General features: G+C 70.4%; 22 protein-coding genes. 10 read left to right on the top strand and 12 right to left on the bottom strand.

The genetic code is table 11. The features are described 5' to 3' along the window. Positions 1-35: 35 nt before the first annotated feature. Positions 36-1,601: an SDR family oxidoreductase gene (locus DT073_RS13840; protein ID WP_124293918.1), complete on the top strand. Its 1,566-nt coding sequence runs from the start codon at positions 36-38 to the stop codon at positions 1,599-1,601. Positions 1,602-1,621: 20 nt separating this feature from the next. On the opposite strand, the gene cydC is transcribed toward DT073_RS13840, so the two are convergent. From cydC to DT073_RS13820, 4 genes are read right to left on the bottom strand one after another with little or no spacing between them, the layout of a single operon-like run. Beyond that, positions 1,622-3,328, bottom strand: a complete 1,707-nt coding sequence (gene cydC, locus DT073_RS13835; protein WP_124293917.1) for a thiol reductant ABC exporter subunit CydC — start codon at positions 3,326-3,328, stop codon at positions 1,622-1,624. Continuing rightward, the gene (cydD, locus tag DT073_RS13830; RefSeq protein WP_124293916.1) at positions 3,315-5,012 is read right to left on the bottom strand and encodes a thiol reductant ABC exporter subunit CydD; all 1,698 of its coding nucleotides are present in this window, start codon (positions 5,010-5,012) and stop codon (positions 3,315-3,317) included. The genes cydC and cydD overlap by 14 nt, the downstream gene beginning before the upstream one ends. A 9-nt stretch (positions 5,013-5,021) precedes the next feature. Further along, entirely contained in the window at positions 5,022-6,056 is a 1,035-nt protein-coding gene (cydB, locus tag DT073_RS13825) for a cytochrome d ubiquinol oxidase subunit II (protein ID WP_124293915.1), read from the bottom strand. 14 nt (positions 6,057-6,070) lie between these two features. Then, complete coding sequence (locus tag DT073_RS13820) at positions 6,071-7,489, bottom strand: cytochrome ubiquinol oxidase subunit I (RefSeq protein WP_124293914.1); 1,419 nt, start codon at positions 7,487-7,489, stop codon at positions 6,071-6,073. Between the two features lie 135 nt (positions 7,490-7,624). On the opposite strand from DT073_RS13820, the gene DT073_RS13815 reads away from it, so the two are divergent. The 3 genes from DT073_RS13815 to fdhD all read left to right on the top strand — a co-directional run bounded on the left by DT073_RS13815 (position 7,625) and on the right by fdhD (position 11,224). Further along, positions 7,625-9,130 carry an L-serine ammonia-lyase, iron-sulfur-dependent, subunit alpha gene (locus tag DT073_RS13815; protein WP_124293913.1) on the top strand — a complete coding sequence of 502 codons (1,506 nt, stop codon included), beginning with the start codon at positions 7,625-7,627 and terminating at the stop codon, positions 9,128-9,130. Between the two features lie 95 nt (positions 9,131-9,225). Beyond that, positions 9,226-10,302, top strand: coding sequence for a GTP 3',8-cyclase MoaA (gene moaA, locus DT073_RS13810; protein WP_124293912.1), 1,077 nt, complete (start codon positions 9,226-9,228; stop codon positions 10,300-10,302). A 1-nt stretch (position 10,303) separates the two neighbouring features. Further along, on the top strand, positions 10,304-11,224 hold the full coding sequence (fdhD, locus tag DT073_RS13805) for a formate dehydrogenase accessory sulfurtransferase FdhD (protein ID WP_124293911.1): 921 nt from the start codon (positions 10,304-10,306) through the stop codon (positions 11,222-11,224). A 36-nt stretch (positions 11,225-11,260) separates the two neighbouring features. Here fdhD and DT073_RS13800 read toward each other — a convergent pair whose 3' ends face one another. Both DT073_RS13800 and DT073_RS13795 read right to left on the bottom strand, forming a co-directional pair. Further along, positions 11,261-12,445: a hypothetical protein gene (locus tag DT073_RS13800; protein ID WP_124293910.1), complete on the bottom strand. Its 1,185-nt coding sequence runs from the start codon at positions 12,443-12,445 to the stop codon at positions 11,261-11,263. 149 nt (positions 12,446-12,594) lie between these two features. Beyond that, the gene (locus DT073_RS13795) at positions 12,595-13,149 is read right to left on the bottom strand and encodes a Dps family protein (protein WP_124293909.1); all 555 of its coding nucleotides are present in this window, start codon (positions 13,147-13,149) and stop codon (positions 12,595-12,597) included. A gap of 163 nt (positions 13,150-13,312) precedes the next feature. Between DT073_RS13795 and gnd the strand changes: the two genes are divergently transcribed. From gnd to DT073_RS13785, 3 genes are read left to right on the top strand one after another with little or no spacing between them, the layout of a single operon-like run. Next, on the top strand, positions 13,313-14,365 hold the full coding sequence (gene gnd, locus DT073_RS13790) for a phosphogluconate dehydrogenase (NAD(+)-dependent, decarboxylating) (protein ID WP_124293908.1): 1,053 nt from the start codon (positions 13,313-13,315) through the stop codon (positions 14,363-14,365). A 12-nt stretch (positions 14,366-14,377) separates the two neighbouring features. Then, positions 14,378-15,148: a hypothetical protein gene (locus tag DT073_RS15880; RefSeq protein ID WP_164478199.1), complete on the top strand. Its 771-nt coding sequence runs from the start codon at positions 14,378-14,380 to the stop codon at positions 15,146-15,148. Position 15,149: 1 nt separating this feature from the next. After that, on the top strand, positions 15,150-15,827 hold the full coding sequence (locus DT073_RS13785; protein WP_164478198.1) for a DUF1345 domain-containing protein: 678 nt from the start codon (positions 15,150-15,152) through the stop codon (positions 15,825-15,827). Between the two features lie 12 nt (positions 15,828-15,839). Here the strand turns inward: DT073_RS13785 and DT073_RS13780 are convergent, their stop codons facing one another. Next, positions 15,840-17,099 (bottom strand): NAD(P)/FAD-dependent oxidoreductase, encoded by a 1,260-nt coding sequence (locus DT073_RS13780; RefSeq protein ID WP_124293906.1) that lies wholly within the window; start codon positions 17,097-17,099, stop codon positions 15,840-15,842. Between the two features lie 72 nt (positions 17,100-17,171). Here DT073_RS13780 and DT073_RS13775 point away from each other — a divergent pair, with 72 nt between their 5' ends. Beyond that, positions 17,172-18,611 (top strand): cryptochrome/photolyase family protein, encoded by a 1,440-nt coding sequence (locus DT073_RS13775; protein WP_124293905.1) that lies wholly within the window; start codon positions 17,172-17,174, stop codon positions 18,609-18,611. Positions 18,612-18,674: 63 nt separating this feature from the next. Here DT073_RS13775 and DT073_RS13770 read toward each other — a convergent pair whose 3' ends face one another. After that, positions 18,675-19,040: a DUF2834 domain-containing protein gene (locus tag DT073_RS13770; RefSeq protein WP_124293904.1), complete on the bottom strand. Its 366-nt coding sequence runs from the start codon at positions 19,038-19,040 to the stop codon at positions 18,675-18,677. A gap of 31 nt (positions 19,041-19,071) precedes the next feature. Between DT073_RS13770 and DT073_RS13765 the strand changes: the two genes are divergently transcribed. After that, on the top strand, positions 19,072-19,644 hold the full coding sequence (locus tag DT073_RS13765; RefSeq protein ID WP_124293903.1) for a P-loop NTPase family protein: 573 nt from the start codon (positions 19,072-19,074) through the stop codon (positions 19,642-19,644). Between the two features lie 40 nt (positions 19,645-19,684). Here the strand turns inward: DT073_RS13765 and DT073_RS13760 are convergent, their stop codons facing one another. Continuing rightward, a complete protein-coding gene (locus tag DT073_RS13760; protein WP_164478197.1) occupies positions 19,685-21,037 on the bottom strand; it encodes an HNH endonuclease signature motif containing protein in 1,353 nt (450 codons plus the stop codon). A 145-nt stretch (positions 21,038-21,182) separates the two neighbouring features. Between DT073_RS13760 and DT073_RS13755 the strand changes: the two genes are divergently transcribed. After that, positions 21,183-21,698 carry a GNAT family N-acetyltransferase gene (locus tag DT073_RS13755; protein WP_240638621.1) on the top strand — a complete coding sequence of 172 codons (516 nt, stop codon included), beginning with the start codon at positions 21,183-21,185 and terminating at the stop codon, positions 21,696-21,698. Between the two features lie 85 nt (positions 21,699-21,783). Here DT073_RS13755 and DT073_RS13750 read toward each other — a convergent pair whose 3' ends face one another. The 3 genes from DT073_RS13750 to DT073_RS13740 all read right to left on the bottom strand — a co-directional run bounded on the left by DT073_RS13750 (position 21,784) and on the right by DT073_RS13740 (position 23,625). Next, a complete protein-coding gene (locus tag DT073_RS13750; RefSeq protein WP_442927911.1) occupies positions 21,784-22,815 on the bottom strand; it encodes a fatty acid desaturase family protein in 1,032 nt (343 codons plus the stop codon). Between the two features lie 254 nt (positions 22,816-23,069). Continuing rightward, positions 23,070-23,273: a cold-shock protein gene (locus DT073_RS13745; protein WP_124293899.1), complete on the bottom strand. Its 204-nt coding sequence runs from the start codon at positions 23,271-23,273 to the stop codon at positions 23,070-23,072. Between the two features lie 139 nt (positions 23,274-23,412). Then, a complete protein-coding gene (locus DT073_RS13740; RefSeq protein ID WP_124293898.1) occupies positions 23,413-23,625 on the bottom strand; it encodes a hypervirulence associated TUDOR domain-containing protein in 213 nt (70 codons plus the stop codon). Positions 23,626-23,676 lie beyond the last annotated feature (51 nt).

Genomic DNA, 23,676 nt, shown 5'->3' with positions numbered 1-23,676 from the left:
CCTCCGCCCCCCGCGGCGGCGGTAGCCTCGCTGGCATGGACGACCTCTCCGCTCCGACCGGTCGCGAAGCGGCGCTCGTCGCCGTCGCGCGCGATGACGGCACCGCCCCCCGCGCCCTCGTCCTGGGAGCGACCGGCTACATCGGCGGACGCCTGGTGCCGCGGCTGCTCAACGCCGGCTATCGGGTGCGGGTCCTCGCGCGCGATCCGCGTCGCGTGGCCGCCTTCGCCTGGGGCGAGCGGGTCGAGATCGTGTCGGGGGATGCCGCGGATGCGACCGTCATGACAGGCGCTGCTGCCGACGTGGACGTCCTGTACTACCTCGTGCACTCGATGTCGGCGGGTCGGGGGTTCGAGACGGCCGACCGGGAGGCCGCCGAAACCGTCGCCCACGCCGCCGCCCGCGCGGGCGTCGCGCGCCTGGTGTACCTCGGTGGTCTCCATCCCGAGGGGGTGCCGCTGTCGGCGCACCTGCGGTCGCGCGTCGAGGTGGGACAGGTGTTCCTCGACAGCGGTGTGCCCACGCTCGTGCTTCAGGCGGGCGTCGTGATCGGGTCGGGTTCGGCGTCCTTCGAGATGGTCCGCCACCTCACCGACGTGCTCCCGTACATGCCCGCGCCGCGGTGGGTGCGCAACCGCATCCAGCCCATCGCGGTGCGTGACGTGCTGCACTATCTCCTCGGCGCCGCGCGCGTCGCCCCCGATGTCAATCGCGCCGTCGACATCGGCGGCCCCGATGTGCTCCGCTACGGCCAGATGATGAACGGCTACGCGCTCGAGGCCGGGCTCCCGCAGCGGGCGATCGCGGCGCTGCCGGTGCTGACGCCCCGTCTCGCCTCGCACTGGGTGAACCTCGTGACCCCCATCCCGCGCTCGATCGCGCGTCCGCTGGTGGAGTCCCTGCAGAACGAGTGCGTCATGAAGGACAACGATGTCGACGCTCTGATCCCGCGTCCCGAAGGCGGGCTGATGCCGTACCGGGAGGCGGTGGCGCGAGCTCTCGGACGGGTGGCGGAGGATGCGATCGAGACGAGCTGGCAAGACGCCGAGGTGCTCGGCGTTCCGAGCGATCCGCTCCCGAGCGACCCGGACTGGGCGGGGAAGGCGGTCTTCGTCGACGAGCGGTCAGCGCACACCACCGCCCCTCCCGAGGCGCTCTGGCAGGTCATCGAGGGGATCGGCGGCGAGAACGGGTGGTACTCCTCCCCGGTGCTCTGGGCGATCCGCGGGTGGATGGACCGTGTCGTCGGGGGTATCGGCCTGGCACGCGGGCGACGCAGCCGCGCCCGTCTGGTCGTGGGCGACGCCCTGGACTTCTGGCGTGTGGAGGCGATCGAGCCGGGAAGGTTCCTCCGCCTCCGTGCCGAGATGAAGGTGCCGGGGCTCGCGTGGCTCGAGCTGCGGGCGCGCCCCGAGGCGGGCGGCTCACGGTACGAGCAGCGCGCCGTGTTCTTCCCCCACGGCCTCTCGGGGCGCCTGTACTGGTTCGCCGTGCTTCCGTTCCACGGCTTCATCTTCGCGGGCATGGCCAATCGCATCGCCGCGGCTGCCGAGACGGTGGTGGGAAGCAGCGCCCGGCCGACCGTGACCTCGCCCGCCTGAGCGGCGGGCGCGGCGCCGGCCTACGGCGTCGTCGCGCCCACCTCGCGGACGACGCGGCCGGCCTCCAGGCGCACCACGCGATCCACACCGCCCGCGGGGACGTCGGCGTGCGAGATGAGGATCACGGCCTGCTCGGACCCGGCGGCCGAGAGGAGGTCGCGAAGAAGCTCATCAGCGGCAGCCGGATCGACGCCGGCGGTGGGTTCGTCGAGGACGAGGACGGGGAAGCCGCGCAGGAGCGCTCGGGCGAGGGCGAGCCGCTGGGCCTGGCCCCCCGAGACCCAGGCGCCGCGCTCGCCGACTCGCGCGTCGAGGCCCCCGCGCCGACCGACCCAGTCCCACAGCCCCACCCGTTCGAGGGCCCGCTCCAGGTGCGCGTCGCTCGCGGTGGGCCGTGCGAACAGCAGGTTCTGGCGGATGTTGTCATCGAAGAGCATCGGATGCTGCTCGACGAGACCGATCGTGCGGCGGACGTCGTCGGACGAGAACGCGGTGACCGGAACGCCGCCGATCGTGTAGTCGCCGCCGGCCTCGAGGAAGCGCACCAGCACGTGCGCGAGCGTGGTCTTCCCCGCCCCGCTCGCGCCCGACACCAGCACGCGCTCGCCGGGGGCGACGTCCAGGTCGACGCCGCGCAGCACGGCCTCCGCGCTGCCCGGCCACCTCGCCGTCACGCCCCGCAGGGACAGCCCTTCCCCCAGGGACGGGCCCATTCCGGTGGGTGGCCCCGGCCGATCGGACACGAGCTCGGTCGGAAGGGCGTCCGGCACCGCGTCGGCGATGCGGGTCGCCGCGGCGTGCACGCGCCGCCACGCTGCCGCCGCCAGCGGCACGACGGTGAAGACCTCGAAGACCGCCATCGGTACGAGGACGACGACCGCGAGTCCGGGACCGGACAGCGCCCCCGAGGCCACGGCGGGCGCGCTGACGAGCACGGCGGCGATCGATGCGACGCCGGCCGCGACCGACACGACCGCGGTCGTCGCGGCCTGAGCTCCGGCGCGACGCACGACGGCGCGGCGGAGGGCGCGATCGGCGGCGTCGATCCGGGCGCGACTGGTCTCGGTCGCGCCGTAGGCGTGGAGGACGTCGAGGGCGGAGAAGTGATCCATCAGGGCCTCTGTGACCCGCGCCCGCAGGGGCGCCACAGCGCGCTCGGCGCGTGACCCGGCAGCCCAGCCCCACACCGCGGCGGTGACGGCGGCCAGCGCCAGGCAGGCCAGCAGGGTGAGGGCCGCAGCCCACCACACCAGCCCGACGAGGATCACCGACAGCGCTGCCACGAGCGCCGAGGAGGCGAGGGGCTGGATGACCCGGAGGGGGAGGTCCTGCAGCTCGTCGACATCGTCGACGAGGGCGCCGAGCACCGAGCCGCTCCGCGTCCGGCTGAGGCCGTCGGGGGCGAGGGGAACGAGGCGGCGGACGAGGTCGGTGCGGGTGCGCACGAGCTGGCCGAGGGCGGCGTCGTGTCCGAACAGGCGCTCGAGATAGCGGGCGGCGGCCCGGGAGAGGGCGAAGAAGCGCACCCCGACGACCGCGAGCGAGAGGTACAGCACCGGCGGCTGCTCCGACGCGCGCACGATGAGCCATGCGCTGACCGCCAGCAGTGCGACCGCTGATGCCTCCGCGGCGAGGCCGGTCACGATCGTCGGCACCCACCGCGGCGCCGGTGGCAGCGCGCCGCGGAGGATCGAGCGAGCGCTCGTCCGGGCTTCAGGCTGCGACATGACGGGCCTCCGGGACGGGGATCGTCTCCGCGGTCATCGACGCGATGCGGTCGGCGATCCGGCGCGCGCTGGCACGGTGGGAGATCAGCAGCACCGCGGCACCCTCGTCGGCGAGGATGCGCACCGAGCGCCAGAGGCGCTCCTCGGTGTCGGCGTCGAGAGCGGCGCTCGGTTCGTCGAGCGCGAGCAGGCGGGCACCGCGACCAGCCGGGTCGCGGAGCAGGCGGTAGAACGCCCGCGCCACGGCGACGCGCTGGGCCTGGCCCCCCGAGAGACCGGCTCCGCGCACGCCCAGACCGGTGTCGGGAGAGACCCCGTCCGCGCACGCGAGGTGCAGCGCGCGGCGCACCAGCGCCTCATCCGGGTCGGGATCGCCGAGGGCGACGTTGTCCGCGACGCTGCCGTGGAGAAGGCCCGCGTCCTGACCCGCCCACGCCAGCCAATCCGCGGGAGAGAGCGCCCGGACATCCCGTCCCTGCCAGGTCGCCGTGCCCTCGGCAGCGGCAGCTCCGCGGAGCGCCGCGAACAGGCTGCTCTTGCCTGCTCCGCTCGGGCCGGTGAGGAGGGTGACGGTGCCGGGTGCCGCCGTGAGGTCGACCGCGGCGAGGAAGACGTCGCCACGGCGTACCCGCAGGCCCTCCACGACGAGACCCTCTTCCCCTCCGCCCGGACCCTGCCCCGCGGCATCCGATGGGAACGGCCGATCATCGCCGGCGGGAGCGGTGTCGCCGGCGGCGTCGAGCACGTCGAAGACCTCCTCGGTCGCGGCGACGCCTTCGGCCGCCGCATGGAACTGCACGCCCACCTGACGCAGCGGCAGATACGCCTCGGGGGCGAGGAGGAGGACGAACAGGCCCACGGCGAGGGGCAGCGCGCCGTCGAGGAGTCGGAAGCCGATCGAGACCGCGACGATGGCCACGGCGATGCTGGCGAGGAACTCCAGGGCGAAACCCGACAGGAACGACACCCTCAGCACGGTCATCGTCTCGCGGCGGTACCGGGCGGTGGTCTCGCCGATCGAGGAGACCGCGCGGTCCTGGCGCTGGTAGAGCTTCAGGGTGCCCAGGCCCCGCACGGTGTCGGCGAAGCGGGCGGCCAGCCGGCCGAGCGTGTCCCACTGCCGCTTCTGCACTGACCGGGTCGCAAGGCCGATGAGCACCATGAACAGCGGAATGAGCGGGAGGGTCAGTGCGACGGTGAGGGCCGAGACCCAGTCCTGCCACCACATCACCGCCACCAGCAGCGGCGTGGCCACGGCGGTGAGAACCAGCTGCGGCAGGTAGCGGCCGAAGTAGGCCTCCATCGCCTCGAGCCCTCGGCCGGCGGTGACGGCCAGCCGTGCGGTGTTGCGGCCGGCGAGCCAGCCGGGGCCCAGGCGGTCGATGGCGGCGAGGACGGCTGCTCGCAGTTCTGACTGCGCGCGGGCCGCGGCCCGCGCCGCCGCAGCCTCACGCACCCAGGCGAGCGCGGCGCGGAGGGCGACGACCGCCACCAGTGCGGTGAGGATCCCGGCGAGCTCGGCCGGCGGCATCCCGTCGATCGCGCCGACGATCGCCTGCGTGAGCAGCCAGGCGAAGGCGACGACCACCACCGCCTGAGCGAACCCGATCAGCACGAGGAGCGCGAAGAACGGACGGGATGCCGCGGCGTAGCGGAGAAGCCGAGGGTCGACGGGACGAGCCATGAGGGATTCTCAGTGGGCGGCCGCGGCGCCCGCGGTCTCGATGTGACGGCGGGTGACGCGCTTGCGGAACACCCAGTACGTCCAGCCCTGGTAGGCCAGAACCAGCGGAAGGAAGATGAGCGCTGCCCACGACATGATCGTGAGGGTGTAATCGGTGCTCGAGGCGTTCTGGATCGTCAGGCTGAACGCGGGGTCGGTGGCCGAGGGCATCACGTTCGGGAACAGCGCGAACCACAGCGTGAGCACCGCGCCCGCGACCCCGCCCACCCCGAGCGCGAAGGCGCGGCCCTCGCGGTCTCGGGCGCTGGCGATCACCCCGCCGAGCACGCACACGGCGGCCACACCGGCGGCGATCAGGGCGGCGGGGAAGGCGGGGGCGCCCCCGCCCCAGGCGTCGGCGAGGGTCCAGGTGAGGAACACCGCGGCGACGGCGAGGGTCACGATGCCGGCGCGGACGGCGAGCCGGCGCGCGCCGGCGTGCACCGGTCCATCGGTCTTCAGAGCCACGAACGTCACCCCGTGGGTGAAGAAGAGCAGCAGGGTCGTCGCTCCGCCCAGGAGCGCGTAGGGGTTCAGCAGGTCGAGCAGGGTTCCGGTGAATTCGAAGTCCTGGTCGATCGGCACGCCGCGGACGATGTTCGCCACCGCGACACCCCAGAGGAACGCCGGGACCGCCGAACCGACGACGATCATGAGGTCGAAGCGCCGCTTCCAGCGGAGGTCATCGCGCTGGTGGCGGTATTCGAACGACACCCCGCGGACGATGAGGGCCAGAAGGATCAGCAGCAGCGGCAGGTAGAAGCCGCTGAACAGGGTCGCGTACCACTCGGGGAAGGCCGCGAACAGGCACGCGCCGGCGACGATGACCCAGGTCTCGTTGAGGTCCCACACCGGCCCGATGGTGTTGATGATCTGACGGCGCGAGGTCTCGTCCCGGCCGAGGAACGGCAGCGACATCCCGACGCCGAAATCGAAGCCGTCGAGCACGAAGTAACCGAGGAAGAGGAAGCCGACGATCCAGAACCACAGGGAGGGGAGATCCATGATGCGCCTTTCGCCTAGTAGACCGTCGTCCGGGTGGCCAGTTCCGCGTCCTCGTCGTCACCGGCGGGAAGGGTCGTCTCCGGTCCCTTCTGCGCGGCGCGGAGGATGAGTCCGAACTCCACGACGGCGAGGGTGGCGTAGATCAGCGTGAAGGCGATGAGCGAGATCAGCACCGTCCACCCCGGGACATTCGGCGAGACCCCGTCCTCGGTGAGCATCAGCCCGAAGACGATCCACGGCTGCCTGCCCATCTCGGTGAACACCCAGCCCACGAGGCTGCCGAGGAGGGGGAGCGGGGCCGACCAGATCGCGACCTTCCACATCCACGTCGCCACCGGGCGGGTCGCCTTCTTGCGGGTGACCCACAGCCCCGCCACGGCGACGAGAGCGGCGAGGCCGCCGAGGGCGATCATCCACCGGAACGACCAGTACGTCACCCACACGATCGGGCGGTAGTCGACGCCGGCGCCGAACTGCTCGGTGTACAGAGCCTGCAGGTCGTTCAGGCCCTCGACGCATCCGTCGAGGCTGTGGGTGGACAGCAGCGAGAGGAGGTACGGCACGCGCAGCGACCAGATCTCCTCGGTGCCGTCGGGGGTGCCGATGGAGAAGATCGAGAACGACGCGTCCGCCCCGCAGGCGGTGTCCCACATCGCTTCGGCCGCGGCCATCTTCATCGGCTGGGTCGCCACCATGACCAGGCTCAGCTGGTCGCCGCTGATGGCGACGCCGATGAACGAGGCGATGACGAACCACAGGCCGAAGCGCAGCGACGAGCGCATCGTGTCGAGGTGCTGGCCGCGAGAGAGGTGCCATGCCGAGACGGCGACGACGACCGTGCCGGCGAACATCCACGCGGCGAAGATCGTGTGCGGGAAGGCCGCGAGCACGACGGGGTTGGTCAGCACGGCGCCGATGTCGATCAGTTCGGCGCGGCCGCCGTCGGCGGCGAGCTGATAGCCGACCGGGTTCTGCATGAACGCGTTCGCGGCGAGGATGAAGTAGGCCGACAGGGTCGAGCCGAGCACGACCATCCAGATCGAGGCCAGGTGCAGCAGCCGCGGCAGCCGATCCCACCCGAAGATCCACAGCCCGATGAACGTCGCCTCGAAGAAGAAGGCCATGAGGCCCTCGAAGGCGAGCGGGGCGCCGAAGACGTCGCCGACGAATCGTGAGTAGGCCGACCAGTTCATGCCGAACTGGAACTCCTGCACGATTCCCGTCACCACGCCCATGGCGAAGTTGATGAGGAAGATCTTGCCGAACAGACGCGTGAGGTGCAGCCACTTCACGTTCCCGGTGCGGTGCCATGCCGTCTGGAAGATCGCCACGACGAGCACGAGCCCCAGGGTCAGCGGGACGAAGAGGTAGTGGTACAGGGTGGTGAGCCCGAATTGCCACCGCGCCAGCAGCAGCGGGTCGAGGAGGTCCACGTCAGCTCTCCGATCTCCGGTTGAGGCCTTCGGGACCGAGCGTACGCTGTGGTCTGACCACAGCGTGGAGGACTGTCTCGACGTCGAGCGGATGTGTCTCGATGTCGAGCGAGGCGAGCGGCGTACGGTAGACGGGTGAGCGCCTACATCTCGGCGTTCGAGCTGTTCTCCATCGGTGTAGGACCCTCGAGCTCCCACACGGTCGGCCCCATGCGGGCTGCCGGTGACTTCGCTCGACGGCTGCGCGCTGGCGGAACGCTCGATCGCGTCATCCGCATCTCCTGCACGCTGTTCGGGTCGCTCGGGGCGACAGGGCTCGGTCATGGCACTCCCGACGCGGTGGTCGCGGGGCTCCAGGGATTCGAGCCCGAGACGGTGGATCCGAACGTCGTGCGAGCGGCGTGGGCGCAGTGGCCGACCGGTGGGCTGCTCGAGGTCGCCGGGACCCATTCGATCGCGTTCTCGAAGGACGACGTCGTGTTCGCTCCGCGGACCCGGATGCCGGGCCACCCCAACGCGCTGACCCTGGAGGCATGGGGTTCGGCGGGCGAGGCTCCGCTGCTGTCGGAGACCTACCTCTCGATCGGCGGCGGGTTCATCCGGCGCGAGGGGGCCGACGACGAGGTGGTGGCGGCCACCTTCCCCTTCGCGTTCGCGAGCGCGGCGGAGCTCATCAGCCTCTGCGATGATCACGGCATCACGATCGCCGAGCTCGCTCGGCGCAACGAAGAGGCGCTGCGCTCACCGGATGAGATCGCCGCGGGCCTGGATGCGATCTGGGATGCCATGGCGGGGTGCGTTGCGGCGGGTCTTCACACCGACGGGGTCCTTCCCGGGATGCTGGGGGTCAAGCGCCGCGCGGCGGCCATTCGTGCGCAGCTCGAGGAGGCGGAGTCCTCCGGGCACCGCGAGCTCCCCGGGGAATGGCTCGGCGCGTTCGCGCTCGCCGTGAATGAGGAGAACGCGGCCGGCGGTCGTGTCGTCACCGCGCCGACCAACGGTGCCGCGGGGATCCTCCCGGCGGTGGCGATGTACTGGTGGCGATTCCTGTCGGATTCGGGGCTGGGTGTCGGCAATGCCGTCACCCCGTGGGGCGAGCTCGTCGGGAGCGCCCTTCTCGGCTTCAACGCGGACGGGGCCGGGGCTGCCGGCGGGGGAGTCTCTGCGGAGGACCCCGCCTTCGTCGCCGAGGCGAACCGGCGGCGTGGCATCCGGCGGTTCCTGCTGACGGCGACCGCGCTCGGGTCGCTGTTCAAGGCCAACGCGTCGATCTCGGGGGCCGAGGGCGGGTGTCAGGCCGAGGTGGGTTCGGCATGCGCGATGGCCGCGGGCGGCCTGACGGCGGTCATGGGCGGCACGACGCGGCAGATCGAGAACGCCGCCGAGATCGCGATGGAGCATCACCTGGGGCTGACGTGCGACCCTGTGGGCGGGCTCGTGCAGATCCCGTGCATCGAGCGCAACGCCATCGCGGCGTCGACCGCCGTGACCGCGGCGCGCCTGGCGCTTCGCGGCGACGGATCGCATTTCGTCTCGCTCGACGCCGTGGTCGAGACCATGCGCCAGACCGGCATCGACATGTCGCACAAGTACAAGGAGACGAGCGAGGGCGGCCTCGCCGTCAACGTCATCGAGTGCTGATCCGCGCGTCGCGCCGCTCTCGTGGGGAGGAAGCGACACCGGCCCAGGGCGGGACTACGCTCGAAGGATGACTGCGCGGCGAGGGAGCAGCTGAGATGGTGGCCATCCCGGTGACGATCTCACCCGCGCGGTCGCGCCCGCAGGCTCATCCGGTCGAAGATCCCGGCACGATCGGCGATCCGCTCGTCGACACCCATGGCCGGGTGCACCGCGACCTGCGCGTCTCGCTGACCGACCGCTGCTCCCTCCGCTGCACGTACTGCATGCCCGAGCAGGGCAACGAGTGGCTCGCGCGCACCAGCATCCTGACCCTCGACGAGATCGAGCGTGTCGCCCGTATCGCCGCCGCCGACGGGGTCTCGACCTTCCGGCTGACGGGGGGCGAGCCGCTGCTGCGTCGCGACCTCCCCGAGATCGTCGCGCGGCTCGCGGCCCTGCGCGGACCCGACGGGCCGGTGCAGATCGCGATGACGACCAACGGCATCGGGTTGCGTGCGGCGCTCCCCGCCCTCATCGGCGCGGGCCTTTCGCGGGTGAACATCTCGCTCGACACGCTCCGCCGCGACCGCTTCCGCGACCTCACCCGCCGCGACCGGCTCGCCGATGTCCTCGACGGGATCGACGCCGCCGCGGCGTCAGCACTGCGCCCCCTCAAGATCAACGCCGTCGCCATGCGCGACGTCAACGACGACGAGCTGGTCGACCTGGTCGACTTCGCGCTCACCCACGACGCGCAGCTGCGCTTCATCGAGCAGATGCCCCTCGACGCCGGTCACACCTGGGACCGGCAGCGCATGGTCACACGCGACGAGATCCTGGCCGCGCTCTCGGAACGCTGGCATCTCACCCCGGTGCCCGGTCGCGGGGGCGCGCCGGCGGAGCGCTTCCTCCTCGACGGTGGTCCGGCCTCGGTCGGTGTGATCGCCTCGGTGACCGCGCCGTTCTGCGGCGCCTGCGACCGGCTCCGTCTCACCGCAGACGGGCAGCTGCGCAACTGCCTGTTCTCCACGACCGAGTACGACCTGCTCCCCGTCCTGCGCGGGCCCGCTGCGGGCGATGACGCGATCGACCGGATGCTCCGCTCCTGCGTCCACGGGAAGCTCCCCGGACACGCCATCAACGATCCGTCCTTCCTTCAGCCCGCACGCGGGATGAACGCGATCGGCGGCTGAGATGGGACGCATCACCGCGCGCCGACCCGTCACACGCGTCACGATCGGCGGCGGCGAGGGGGGAACGGATGCGGCGCGCAGGCGTCCCGACGCGCTCGCCGTGGAGGAGCCCCTCGAGATCCGGGTGCGCGGCACGTCGCTCGCGGTCACGATGCGCACGCCCGGGCACGACGTCGAGCTCGCCGCGGGCTTCCTGGTGTCGGAGGGGGTGATCTCCCGCGGTGACCAGTTCCGTTCGGCCATCCACTGCGGGGGCCCGGGGACGGGAGGGCTGACGGGAGGGATGCCGGGAGGGATGCCGGGCGCCACCGCATCGTTCGCGGGATCATCGGCTGACGGCAACACCTACAACGTGCTCGATGTGACGCTGGCCTCTGACGTCCCGCCGCTGGACCCGGATCTCGCCCGGAACTTCTACACGACGAGCAGCTGCGGGCTGTGCGGCAAGGCGTCGATCGATGCCGTCCGCACGGTGTCGAGCTACGACATCGCGCTCGACCAGGCGAGGGTGCCGGCGGCGATGCTCTCCGGCTTTCCCGACGAGCTGCGGCGCCAGCAGGATGTCTTCGACAAGACCGGCGGGCTGCACGCTGCCGCGCTCTTCGACGCCGCGACCGGTGAGGCGCTCGTGGTGCGCGAGGACGTCGGGCGCCACAACGCGGTGGACAAGGTGGTCGGGTGGGCGGTGCTGAACCACCGGCTTCCGCTCGCGGGCACGGTGCTGCAGGTGTCGGGGCGGGCGAGCTTCGAGCTCGTGCAGAAGGCCGTGATGGCCGGCATCCCGATCCTTGCGGCGGTCTCGGCGCCGTCGTCGCTCGCCGTCGAACTCGCCGAGGATTCGGGTCTCACGCTCGTGGGTTTCCTGCGGGGCGCGTCGATGAACGTCTACACGCACCCCGACAGGATCCTCCTCGCCGGCTGAAACCCGTCGCCGGGAAGACCGGTCCGCGCCGGCCGATCAGAGGAACGGATACGCCTCGTACACGGTGTCGGCCGGCAGCGGGGTGAAGAAGATCGCCTCGAAGCGGGCGCTGCCGCCGTCGGCGGGCAGGCGCTCGATGTAGGTCGACGTGCCGCCGATGATCGCTCCGCCCGGATCGCGGGCCACGACGGTGACCCCCACGAACTCCTGATCCACCGGGAACTCCCCGGTGACGGTGCCGGAGACCTCGGTGACGTAGTCGTCGCCGGTCGCCGCCAGCTCGCCGACCGAGAACGTGCCGGCACCGGTCGAGGGCTCGGATACCGCTTCGGCGGGATCGGGACCGATGACCTCCAGCGCGATGATCTCGTTCGCGCCCACCTCGTAGAACGATCCGGAAACGGCGACCTGACCGGGAAGCATCGTGATGTAGTCGGTGGAGCTGTCGAGGATCGTGCCCGAGGCGTCGACCGCCTCGGTGGTGATCTCCCCGAACTCGAAGACCGCGTCGGGGTTCGGGTTGTCGACGATCACGACGTACCACCACAGTCCGGGATCCAGGGTGTCCTGGCCGAAGGCCGTCTCCACGACCTGGATCGGTTCGGCCGAGGCGACCGGTTCCCCACCGCCGGGGGCCAACGGGTCGGTCATGCCGTCGTCGATCGTCTCGATGGTCGAGATCGTCGTGAACAGCGTCGCCACGATCGTCACCACGATCGCCGTGATGCCGCCGAGCACCGAGATGATCAGCGCGGAGATGCTGAAGCCCTTGCCCCCCTGCGACTTCACCGCCAGGCCGATGATGGCCATCACCAGCGCGGCCAGCAGGACCGGTGCGGAGAGCCACCCGAAGAAGGGGATGAAGGCGATGAGGAGACCGACGATCGCCGCAGCCAGTGCGACGATCGCGAGGACCTTGGGGCGCGTATCGGGTGCTCCCGGGGAGGACGGCGACCCCGGATAGGCCATGCCGGGTTGGGCATACGGCGGGAGCGGGGCGCCCGGATAGGAGGGCGGCGCGGGATACTGCCCGGTCGGAGGCGCGTACTGCCCCGCCGGAGGGGCGTACTGCCCCGCCGGAGGTGCATACTGCCCCGCGGGAGGGGCGTACTGCGGCCCCGGCGGTGGCGCGTAGTGACCTGCGGGAGGCGCGTAGGGGCCCGCGGGCGGAGGATCGGCGGGCTGCTGCCCGTCTCCGGGAGAAGGGTTCTGGTCGGACATGGCTTCCTCTCCATGCGACGGATCCGCGTCAGCGCCGCCGCTACACAGTAGCGAGGTCGGCGGACACGGCCCAAACTCCGGCGCGACCGCCCCCCGGACATGACGAGAGCGGATGCCGCCCCCACGGCATCCGCTCTCGTCTTTCGCTGTCAGCGCCGGGGCTTGCGGTTCTCCGCGCTCACCATCCACGACAGCTGTTCCACGCGCTCGAGAACCCCGTGCAGGATGTCGGCGCTCGTGGGGTCTTCATCATCGACGGGGTCGTGCACCTCGCGGACGGTGCCGGCGACGGCGTCGAGACGTTCGGTCATCAGGTCGATCACCTCGGTCGTAGCGATCTCGCCCTGCGGGAACTCCGGCAGGGTGGTCGTCTCGGCGACGGTGTCGCTGCGGCCGTCAGGCAGGGCGTGGAGCGCCCGCATCCGCTCGGCGATGTCGTCGGCGAATTCGCGGGCTGCGTCGATGATCTCGTCGAGCTGAAGGTGGGTGTCACGGAAGTTCGTCCCGACGACGTTCCAGTGGGCCTGCTTGCCCTGCAGGGAGAGTTCGATCAGGTCGACCAGAACACGCTGCAGGCTGTTGCTCAGGGTCTCGGACGCCTGGAAGCCCTTCTCGGCATTCTGCTCATCGGTGAGTTCGGCGCCGCGCGACGGCCGCCGCTTGTTGCGGGTGGCGGAAGAGGCTTTGTCGGACGTGGTGGCCACGGAACGCTCCTATCGGTCGGGGTGGAATCGACGATAGGCGAGCGACGAATTCGGAGGGAGAGCTTGCACCGGGCCGACAGCAGTGATAGCCGCTCGTCGCACGGCGTCCCTAGACTGCGAGCAGGGGCCGGACCGTCCGGTGCGCGAAGCGGAGCGAGGACAGATGCAACTGGCGATGGTGGGACTGGGGCGGATGGGTGCGAACATCGTCCGACGGTTGATGCGCGACGGTCACGACTGCGTCGTCTACGACGTCAATCAGGACGCGGTCTCCACTCTCGCCGCGGAAGGTGCGACGGGCGCGGCGACCCTGGCCGATCTCGCGGGCAAGCTCGAGACCCCGCGCGTGGTGTGGTTGATGATCCCCGCAGGTCTCACCGGCGGGGTCGTCGACCAGCTCGTCCAGGTGCTCGAACCGGGCGACATCATCATCGACGGCGGCAACTCCAACTATCGCGACGACGTTCGTCGGGCGGCCGCGCTGAAGCCGAAGGGCATCCACTACGTCGACGTCGGCACGAGCGGTGGCGTCTTCGGCCTCGACCGCGGCTACTGCCTGATGGTCGGAGGCCCGGACGAGGCCTTCACCCGCATCGAGCCGGTGCTGGCGACGATCGCCCCCGGTCGAGGGGAGATCGAACGGACCCCGGGCCGCGAAGGCGATTTCGCGCCGGAGGAGCTGGGCTACCTCCACTGCGGTCCGTCGGGTGCCGGCCACTTCGTGAAGATGGTGCACAACGGCATCGAATACGGGATCATGGCCGCGCTCGCCGAGGGCCTCAACATCCTCGAACATGCTGATGCCGGCATCCATCAGGCGGAGCACTCCGCAGAAGTGGCGCCGCTGGAGGAGCCGGAGTTCTACCAGTTCACCATCGACACGCCCAAGGTCGCGGAGCTCTGGCGCCGCGGGTCGGTCATCTCCTCGTGGCTGCTCGATCTCACCGCGGCCGCGCTGCAGGACAACCCCACGCTCGACGGTCTCGCCGGCCGGGTGTCCGATTCGGGCGAGGGCCGGTGGACGGTCAAGGCCGCCGTCGACACCGGCGTGCCCGCCCCGGTGCTCGCCGCGTCGCTGTTCGAACGTTTCGCATCGCGGGGCGAGGACCACTTCGCCAACCAGGTGCTCTCGGCGATGCGCCTGCAGTTCGGCGGTCACCAGGAGCTCCCCGCGGGCGACGTGCTCGAAGCGGGGGGCCGCAAGGCCGACGCCTGATCGGACATCGCGATGGCCTATCTGCCCATCTCCACACCCGGCGAGGTCGGCGGACCCGACGGATACTCCTACGGCGCGCTGGTGCTGTTGACGGATGCCGCGGACGCAGCCTCTCTGGAGAGGATTCTCCGCGTCATCCGCTTCACCGGTTGGATCGCACCCGCATCATCGGGCACGCAGGTCGTGATCGGCGATCCGGGAGCGGGAGTCGTGGCGGCGGAACGCCGCGGGATCATCGAGGTCGCAGCGGTGGTCGCCGAGCAGCTCGAGTGTGCGGTCCTGGCCGTGCGGGTGCGCCGCGACCGGCAGCTCGGGGTGGTCGCCTGGCGGGGCACGGAGGAGCTCGGCCGCTACGACAGCGACCCGTCGGCCGAGCCCGGCGCTGACGACGATGTCGCCGCCGAGCCGGTGGGTGTCGCCGCGGCGCCGGAGTTCGCGGCCCTCGCGGGGGTCCCCGAGGCCGGCGAGAAGCTGACGGAGATCCTCGACGAGGAGCTGGAGCGCGACAGCGTGTCCGAGTCCGAGCGGCTGAGGGTCATCCTGCGTCTCCTCTCGCTCCCCGACTGGATCGTCGCAGCATCCTCGCTGCCGCGTGACATTCCCACCGGTCCTCGCGCCGCCGATCTCATCCGATTGCGCGCGGGGATGCGCGGGGCGCAGGGGATCGGCCGCAACCCCGCCGTGCGGCGCCTGCGCCGCCGGTGGACGCCGCCGCCGATCATCGCCGATCCGCCCCGGGAGAGCGGCCAGGGTATGGAGGGGATCGAGCCGTGGATGTTCTGAGGTGAGCGGCCTCGTCACGGGTGCGCGGCGACGCTCCGCCGTGTGGGGGCTCGTCATCAGCTCGGTGCTGCAACTGGCGCTCGTGCTGCTGGGGATCGGCTTCATCCTCGCCCCCGGCAACGCGGCCTCCGCCGTCCTTCTGTTGGCCTGGTGCGCCGTGGGCACGGCATACGCGGCAGGCATCTGGGTGGTCCTGTGGGTCGCGGGGCGTCGAGCCGAGAGTGACGGGCCACCGCTGCTGATGGAGCTCGGCATCGTGCCGCGCACGATCTCGCTGACGGCGACCATCTTCACCAGCGCCGTCGGCGTCGTCGCCACCGTCCAGCACATCTTCCTCCAGCCCGACGACGCGATCACCCCGCTGCTCGACGTCATCGGGATCTGGGCCATGCTGCTCGCCTGGACCCTGCTGCACTGGGGGTACGCGCAGCTCTACCTGCAGCTGTACTACCGCGAGAACGACCGTCCGCTGCGTTTCCCCGGCACGACGACCCCCGGCATCCTCGAGTTCGCCTACTTCTCGTATACGGTCGCGGTCAGTTTCGCCGCCTCCGATGTCGAGGTGCACGACCGTCGGATGCGGTGGCGGGTGATGACCCACTCCGTCATCGGGTACTTCGTCAACGGCCTGATCATCGTCACCGCCCTGAGCGCCATCGCCGAGGCCGGCGGGCGCTGAGGCCGGAGGGTCTCACGCCGAGAGCATCGCCCGCGCGACGCGCGCTCCCGAGACGAGCGCGCCCTGGATCGAGGCGGTGTCACGGTGGTCGCCGGCGATCAGGATCCGCTCTGCGATCCAGGGCGCACTCCGCGTGCGGAGGGGAGCCGGCTGGGCGGGAAGGGCGTGGCGCACGTCGTCGCGGCGGAGAAGACGCCACTGCGCGGCATCCTTCCCCCACAGCTCCGCGAGCTGACGGCGGACGTCGGCCTCCGGAGCGCCCCCGCCGTCGGCGGAGAGCAGGCAGGTGGCCTGCACGAGGTGATGGCCGGTCGGGGCGGAGGAGCGCGCCGTGCGCGAGAGGACCGCGGTGTTGACGATCGGACCCCGGCGTCGCCCGTCGACGGCCAAGAGGGCGTCGAACGCGGGCTCGTGCTCGGCGTCGAACCACCAGGTCTGCAGTCCCTTCGTCTTCGGTGCCGGGAGATCGGTGAGCGTCGCGACCGTCTCGGGCCCCACCGCGACGATGACGTGGCTCGCGTGCACGGTGTCGGCCCCTGCGATCGCCACCTCGCAGACGTTCGTTCCGCGAGACACGGCGGTGACCCGGTGGGAGAGACGGATGTCGGCACCCGCCGCCTCGGCCCGCGACGCCAGCTGTCGGGGGAGGGCTGCGATTCCCCCGGCGGGCAGCCCCGGCCGCCCGAGCGCGAACATGCGCACGAGCAGTTTGACGAACGCGTCGGAGGTCGTGCCGGTGTCGTCGGCGATCACGCCGGCGAGGAAAGGTTCGAGCACCTCGGTGCGCAGCGGCCCGCTCAGACCCGCCCGCGTCCACCCCTCGGCGAGGCTGCCGTCGGGCCCGGAGACGACGCCCTTCGGGTCGAGGAGCACCGGGATGATCCACCGGGCGAGCGCCCAGAGGTCGGCGGGGCGGACGAGCCCGCTCGCGACGGACGCCGGGATGAGGCCCGGATGCCGCAGGGGGTGCCCCAGGCGCACCGAACGCCCCTCGCGGCGCACGCGCACCCCGACGGGGAAGGCCTGGACGTCCAGGCCCGGGAGGTCGACCGCGCGCCGGAGAGCGGGGTAGGCCGGGTTCAGGACGTGGAAGCCGCGGTCGAGGAGGAACCCGTCGACGATGTCGGTGCGTTCCCTGCCGCCGACGTCGTCGGCCGCCTCGAGCACCACGACATCGCGTCCTGCCCGGGCGAGGATGTCCGCCGCCCGAAGACCCGCCAGGCCGGCTCCGATCACGACGACGTCGTGCGCGGCGGCGCCGGTGCGGGACATGTGCCGAGCCTACGACGACCGCAGCCTCCCCGGACGACCCCGGCCCCGCCCGGGCGGTGGAAGGATGACGGCATGAAGGCCGCACTGATCCTCGCCACCCAGCTCTTCGAGGATCATCCGGCCCTCAGCGATCCCGACATCGACATCCTGTTCTTCATCGAGGCCGAGTCGGCTCTCACCCGGCGACCGTTCCACGCGCACAAGCTCGTGCTCATCCTCTCCGGACTCCGACATGCCGCCGCGCGCGCCGAGGAAGCCGGACACCGGGTGGCCTCCCTCCGGGTCGGGGAGGAGTGGAGCTTCGCGGCGGGCCTTCGTCGGCTGATCCGCGAGCACGGGATCGAGGGGCTGGCGTGGATGAGCGCGACGGATCGTGGGGTGGACGAGCGCCTGCGCCGGGTCTGCGATGACGAGGGGGTCGCGACCCGCATCTATCCGGACGCGCTGTTCCTCACTGCTGCCGAGGATCTCGATGGCTGGTTCGGCGGGCACCCGCGGGCCAAGATGGAGGATTTCTACCGATGGCAGCGCCTTCGTACCGGCGTCCTCATGGACGGGGAGAAGCCCGCGGGGGGTGCCTGGAACTTCGACGCCGACAACCGTCATCCGCTTCCCGCGGGCGGGATCTCGATCCCCGCCCTTCCCGAGGCCCGGCATGACGAGATCACACGGGAGGTGATGGCCCTCGTCACCGACCGGTTCGCCGATCATCCGGGAGACGCGGCGGAGTTCTGGCTGCCGGTCACCGCTCCCGGGGCTCGGGAGTGGCTGACCTCGTTCGTGGCCGAGCGTCTGGAGCTTTTCGGCCGCTACGAGGACGCCATGGCCGCCGATGAGCCGTTCCTCTTCCACGCGATCATCAGCCCGTTCCTCAACGTCGGTCTGCTCCGCGTCGAGGAGGTCGTCCGCGCCGCCGTGACCCACCGTGACGCGGTGCCGATCGCCTCGCTCGAGGGGTTCGTGCGTCAGGTGATCGGCTGGCGGGAGTACATGCGGGGGTCCTACCGCGCCGATCCGGCCCTCATCGATGCCAATCACTTCGAGCTCACCCGCCCCCTCGAGGACTGGTGGTATACCGGCGCCGGCATCCCCGACGATCTGCCGATACCGGTGCGGGTGGTGCTCGACCGTGTCCATCGATGGGGTTACGCCCACCACATCGAGCGACTCATGGTCCTCGGCAACTGGTTCCTGCTCCAGGGCTATCACCCGCGGGCGGTGTTCGACTGGTACTCGGCGCTCTTCGTCGACGCGTACGAGTGGGTGATGGTGCCCAACGTGCAGGGGATGAGTCAGTACGCCGACGGCGGCGGCGTGGCCACCAAGCCCTACGTCTCGGGTGGGGCCTACCTGCAGAAGATGGGCCGGTGGTGGGGCAGCGACCGCGAGGCCCGCGACTCGGTCTTCACCAGCGCCTACTGGGCCTTCCTCGATCGGCACGAGGCGAAGCTCGCCGGCAACCCCCGGTTGAACATGCCGCTCGCGCAGATGCGCCGGCGCCGGGGAGACTGACCGGGCTCGCCATCGGGCATATCAGGCGCTGCAGGAGGTGGGCACGTGCGACTCCGGGTGCCGTCACCCCATCGGCGCGGCCTCGTCCGTCGCGCGCTGCGCGGCCAGTCGGCGCTCGCGCATCGCGAGGAACAGCGGAAAAGTGAAGGCGATGGCCGTGATGCCCGACAGCACGATGTAAAGCCACCACCGCTTCATCCCGAGCCGTCGCCCCTCGACGACGATCACAACGCAGGCGGCGATCGCGACGACCAAGAGGTCGACGGTGATGGATGAGACCGCGGGGCCGCTGCTGACGAGGTCGCCGATGAAGTCGCGCATCTGCACGACAGCCCAGACGTTGAAGACGAAGGTGGCGACGAGTCCCGCGAGAGCCAGGACGAGGAAGGCGATGGCGAGTGGGGGCCAGGGGTCGCGGGCGCGGGTCATGGGTCGAAGGCTAGCGCCGTATCATCGTGCGGTGCTCGCCTTCGACGATCCCCTGCCCCGCCGCCCGCGCCGGGTCGCGGTGGCAGGGGTGTCGGGGGCGGGGAAGACGACGCTCGCGGCGAGGATCGCAGAGGTCACCGGCGCGCCGCACACCGAGATCGACGCCCTCTTCCACGGAGCCGGTTGGACCGAGCGGCCAGAGTTCCTCGACGATGTCGGGCGGCTGGTGGCGGGGGAGTCCTGGGTGACCGAATGGCAGTACGCGACCGCGCGTCCTCTCCTCACCGCGCGTGCCGACATCCTGGTCTGGCTCGACCTGCCCTACTGGAGCTGCGTGTTCCCCCGGGTCGTGCGGCGGACCCTTCGGCGGCGGCTCCGCCGCGAGGAACTGTGGAACGGCAACATCGAGCCTGCGCTCCACACCTTCTTCACCGACCCCGAGCACATCGTGCGCGTGTCGATCGGCACCAGGCACAAGTACGACGAGCGGATTCCCCGACTGGCCCGCGATGACACGGCGCCGGCGGTGATTCGTCTGCGTTCGCAGAACGAGGTCGATCAGTGGGTCGATGGACCGCTGCGGGCCAGTGCGCGACTCTCCTGATCCCGCACCCTCGCCACCATGCTCACCCGCTCCTGCTCATTCAGAAGGGGGCGACGGTGAGTCCGTCGTCGTCGGTGGGGACGAACGCGACGCGTGAGGGTGGGTGGCTGTTGTAGTTCTTTCCTCCGGGGCTGGTGAATTTCAGCACCCCGCCGGGGAGTTGTTCGACGTGCCAGTTCGTGGCGTGTTTCAGCGTGTGGTGCCTCACGCATTCGCTGCAGAGGTTGTCGTTGGACGTTGGTCCGCCTAACGCGAAGTCCCTCGAGTGGTCTTTGTCGCAGAGTTTCGCGGGCCTTCGGCATCCGGGTGTTCGGCAGGTGACGTCGCGGGCGTTGAGGAACCGGGTTTGGGAGGGATGCAGTTGGTATCGGTCCACGGCGGTGACGACCCCGCTGATGGGGTCGGTCATCACCCGGTCCCACACCCTCGCGGTTCCTGCCATCCGCCGGGCCGTTTCCGGGTCGACCGGGGTGACTCCGTTCAACTCGGCTCCTGACCCGGTGACGCCGGTGAGGGTGGTGATCGGGAGGGTGATCTGCACTTCGGCCCGGATGGCGCCGAGCCCACCCTTCGCCCCGTCGGTGGGGTCGATCACCGGGGACCCGGCGAGGAGCATGTCCAGGGCGAGGTCGCAGCGGATCTCATCCAGCGACCGGTCGTCGAACCACGGCTCCGCCGTTTCCTCCTCCGGCGCATCCGCTTCACCCTGCGTCGCGGCGTACTTGCGCCGCTTCGCGCGGTCGACGTCCTTGATCGTGGTGCCCTGCCCGGTGAGCCGGTTGAACGCGCCGTGGATGTACACGTTCCCGCCCAGGATCGTCAGGGTCGACAGGGTGTCGTCCAGGTCGGTAACCCACACCCGCCGCTCCCGGATCGCCGTGTCATGTCGTTCCTGCAACGGCCTCGGGTCCAACACCGCCGCACGCTGGAGGGCGTACTTCTTCGTCCTCGGCACCGTCTGCCGCTCCGCTTCCACAAGCACGATGCGTTCGAACGCCGCCCGGTCGTTGGCATCCTCGATCACCCGGCCGGCGTCCTGGATCACCTGCGCGTGCGCCCGCGTGACCCGCCCCTCGACCAGGGCTTCCATCGTCTGCGGGAACAGCTCGATCAGCTCGTGCGCGTCGTGCATCTGGGTCTGCATCGCCCGGTCATTCACCCGCACCGCCATCCCGAGCTCCAGCGCCATCGACCGCAACGGCATGTCCCGCTCCCGCGACGACACCGACCCGATTCGTGACCGCTGCTCAAGCGTCAACGCGTACGCGTCGGCGAGCAACCGGGTCTCCTTCGCTTCGAGCGCTGCCCGACGCCTCCGCAGCTTCGCCAGCTCATCCGCGAACACCCCGGCGCGCTTGTCCTCCGCCCGCCGCCGCTTCTCGTCCGCGTCCACTGCAATCCCCGTCTCGATGACCTACCCGAATCATCGCAGAGGGTTACGACATTGCGCATGGTGAAAAGCCAAGTAGTGTCGTATGTATCTTCGCAATCCGGATGCGCTACCGGCCGCCGCCCACTCGAGACAGTACGCTCAACCGGTGACCTCGCACACCCTCCCCGATGGTGCGGTTCTCCGCCGCGCCCAGCCCGGCGATGAGCCGGGCATCCTCGACGCCATCTCCGCCCTCGCGGTCTACGAGCGAGAACCCGATGCGGTGGAGAACACCGTCGAGGCGCTGACCGCTTCGCTGTTCGGACCCGAGCCGCGTGTCTTCGCCCACGTCGTGGAACGCGACGGGGCGATCTTCGGCATCGCGATCTGGTTCCTCACTTACTCCACCTGGACCGGAACGCACGGCATCTGGCTCGAGGATCTCTACGTGCACGACGTCGCCCGGGGCCGCGGCTACGGTCGCGCGCTCATGCAGGCGCTCGCGGACGAGTGCGTTGAACGCGGGTACGCACGGTTCGAGTGGACGGTTCTCGACTGGAACGAACCCTCGATCGGGTTCTACCGGGCGATCGGCGCCCTGCCGATGGAGGAGTGGACCAGCCAGCGTCTCAGCGGTGACGCCCTGCGAGCCCTCGCGCAGACCGCTCCCGAGCGGGGATGACCGCGGGGATCACCTCCCACACACCTACACGAAAGCGGCGGGTGCGGCATGTCCTGCACCGCACCCGCCGCTTCGCGCGCCCATGTCAGACGCGGCGATATGTTCCCGTCATCGGGCAGTCGAAGGGGTCGCGGGCCGCGAGCCCCACCCTGTTCAGGTACGCGATCACAATGGCGTAGGAGCGCCACAGTGTGGTCTCGGTGTACGGCACATTCAGCGTCTCGCAGTGGTCGCGGACGATGTCACGGGCCTTGGCCAGATGCGGGCGAGGCATGTTCGGGAAGAGGTGGTGCTCCACCTGGTAGTTCAAACCGCCCATGAGCACGGTCGCCCACCATCCGCCGCTGACGTTGCGCGAGGTGCGCACCTGCTTGGAGAAGAAGTCGAGCTTGGCGTCCTTGGCGATGACCGGCATGCCCTTGTGGTTGGGGGCGAAGGAGGCTCCCATGTAGACGCCGAAGACGGCCAGCTGCACGCCCAGGAAGGCGAAGGCCATGCCCAGGGGCAGGAAGAGGAAGACGGGCACGAGCACGACGCCGAAGCGAAGGAACAGCAGTGCGAGCTCGGTGATCCGGCCCTTCACGGGCTGCCGGCTGAACAGGTGGCGGAACGCGATGGCGTGCAGGTTCAGCCCCTCGAGCGTCAGCAGGGGGAAGAACAGGTACCCCTGTCGCCGCGTGATGGCCCGCCGCAGGCCCCGGGCCGTCGCCGCATCCTCATCGATGAACGAGATCGTGTCGATCTCGATGTCGGGGTCCTTCCCGACGCGGTTCGGGTTCGCGTGGTGCCGGGTGTGCTTGCTGGCCCACCACGAGAAGCTCATGCCCACGACCCCGTTGCCGAGGATGAGCGCCAGCCGATCGTTCGCGGGGCCGGAGCTGAGGATCTGACGGTGAGCCGCCTCGTGCGCCAGGAAGGCCACCTGAGTGAAGAGGATGCCGAGGGCCGCGGCGATGAGGAGCTGGAACCAGCTGTCACCCAGCAGGATGAAGCCGGCGATGCAGGCACCGAAGCCGAGTGCGATCGCGGCGCCCACCAGGGCGTAGAACCAGCGTGCGCGGGCGAGGAGGCCGGTTTCACGGACGATCTGCGCCACATCGGTGTAGGCGCGGGCCATGGGCGGGAATTCCGCCGTGCCGGCGTACGTCTGACGAACAGGTCCGAGGCGGGGCTCGAGGACGGTGGAAGAGATGGGGTTACCTCGGTTTCGATCGCGACCACTTCGGCCTGGAAAGCCAAAGGCGGATGCCGATCGCTTTCTTCAGCGTACGTACCCTCGTATCCACGAAGCGGTATACGCCCGAGTTCCCAGAAAGCCGTCAGCCGGCGGGGAGACCTTTCGGTCACCCCCGCCGGCTGACGGGATGAAGATCAGAGTGCGCGGATGTTCGCAGCCTGCATGCCCTTGGGGCCACGCTCGGCGTCGAATTCGACTTTCTGCGCTTCGTGGAGCTCCTTGAAGCCCTCACCGGTGATCGCGCTGAAGTGCGCGAAGAGATCGGCCGAGCCGTCGTCGGGTGCGATGAACCCGTAGCCCTTCTCGGAGTTGAACCATTTCACGGTGCCAGTGGCCATCGTGTCTTTCCTTTTTCTTTTCGGGCCGCGGAGGCGACCGGGTGTGCCGCTCCCACAAGTGCGGAGCGGACGTGTTCAGCGCGGCCCGAAAACAGACCCGCGTGAAGCCCGTCAACCGTAGCACGGCAACGGGTGCGGATCAGGAGAGCTTTCGCAGCGCGGAGCCCTTGTGTGCGGCTTTGTCGCCGCTCTTCTCCGATTCGACGATGTACGCCGGCTCGTCGTCACTGGCGGTGAACTTCTGGCCGGCGAACTGGAAGTCCTTCGTACGACGCTCCACCACCGTGCCCTGGGTGCGTCCCTGCGACGTGCTCCAGCTGACGCGATCGCCCTTCTTGAGGTCCTTGGTCACGACATCCTCCTTCTCTTCCGAGAATGGTCGCGCCCCCGCGGCGGGGGACGA

This window comes from Microbacterium sp. ABRD28 (assembly GCF_003850245.1).
In the GTDB taxonomy this organism is placed as follows: domain Bacteria; phylum Actinomycetota; class Actinomycetes; order Actinomycetales; family Microbacteriaceae; genus Microbacterium.
The sequence above is the reverse complement of the archived record's forward strand: the minus strand, read 5'-3'. Positions and strand labels throughout refer to the sequence as shown.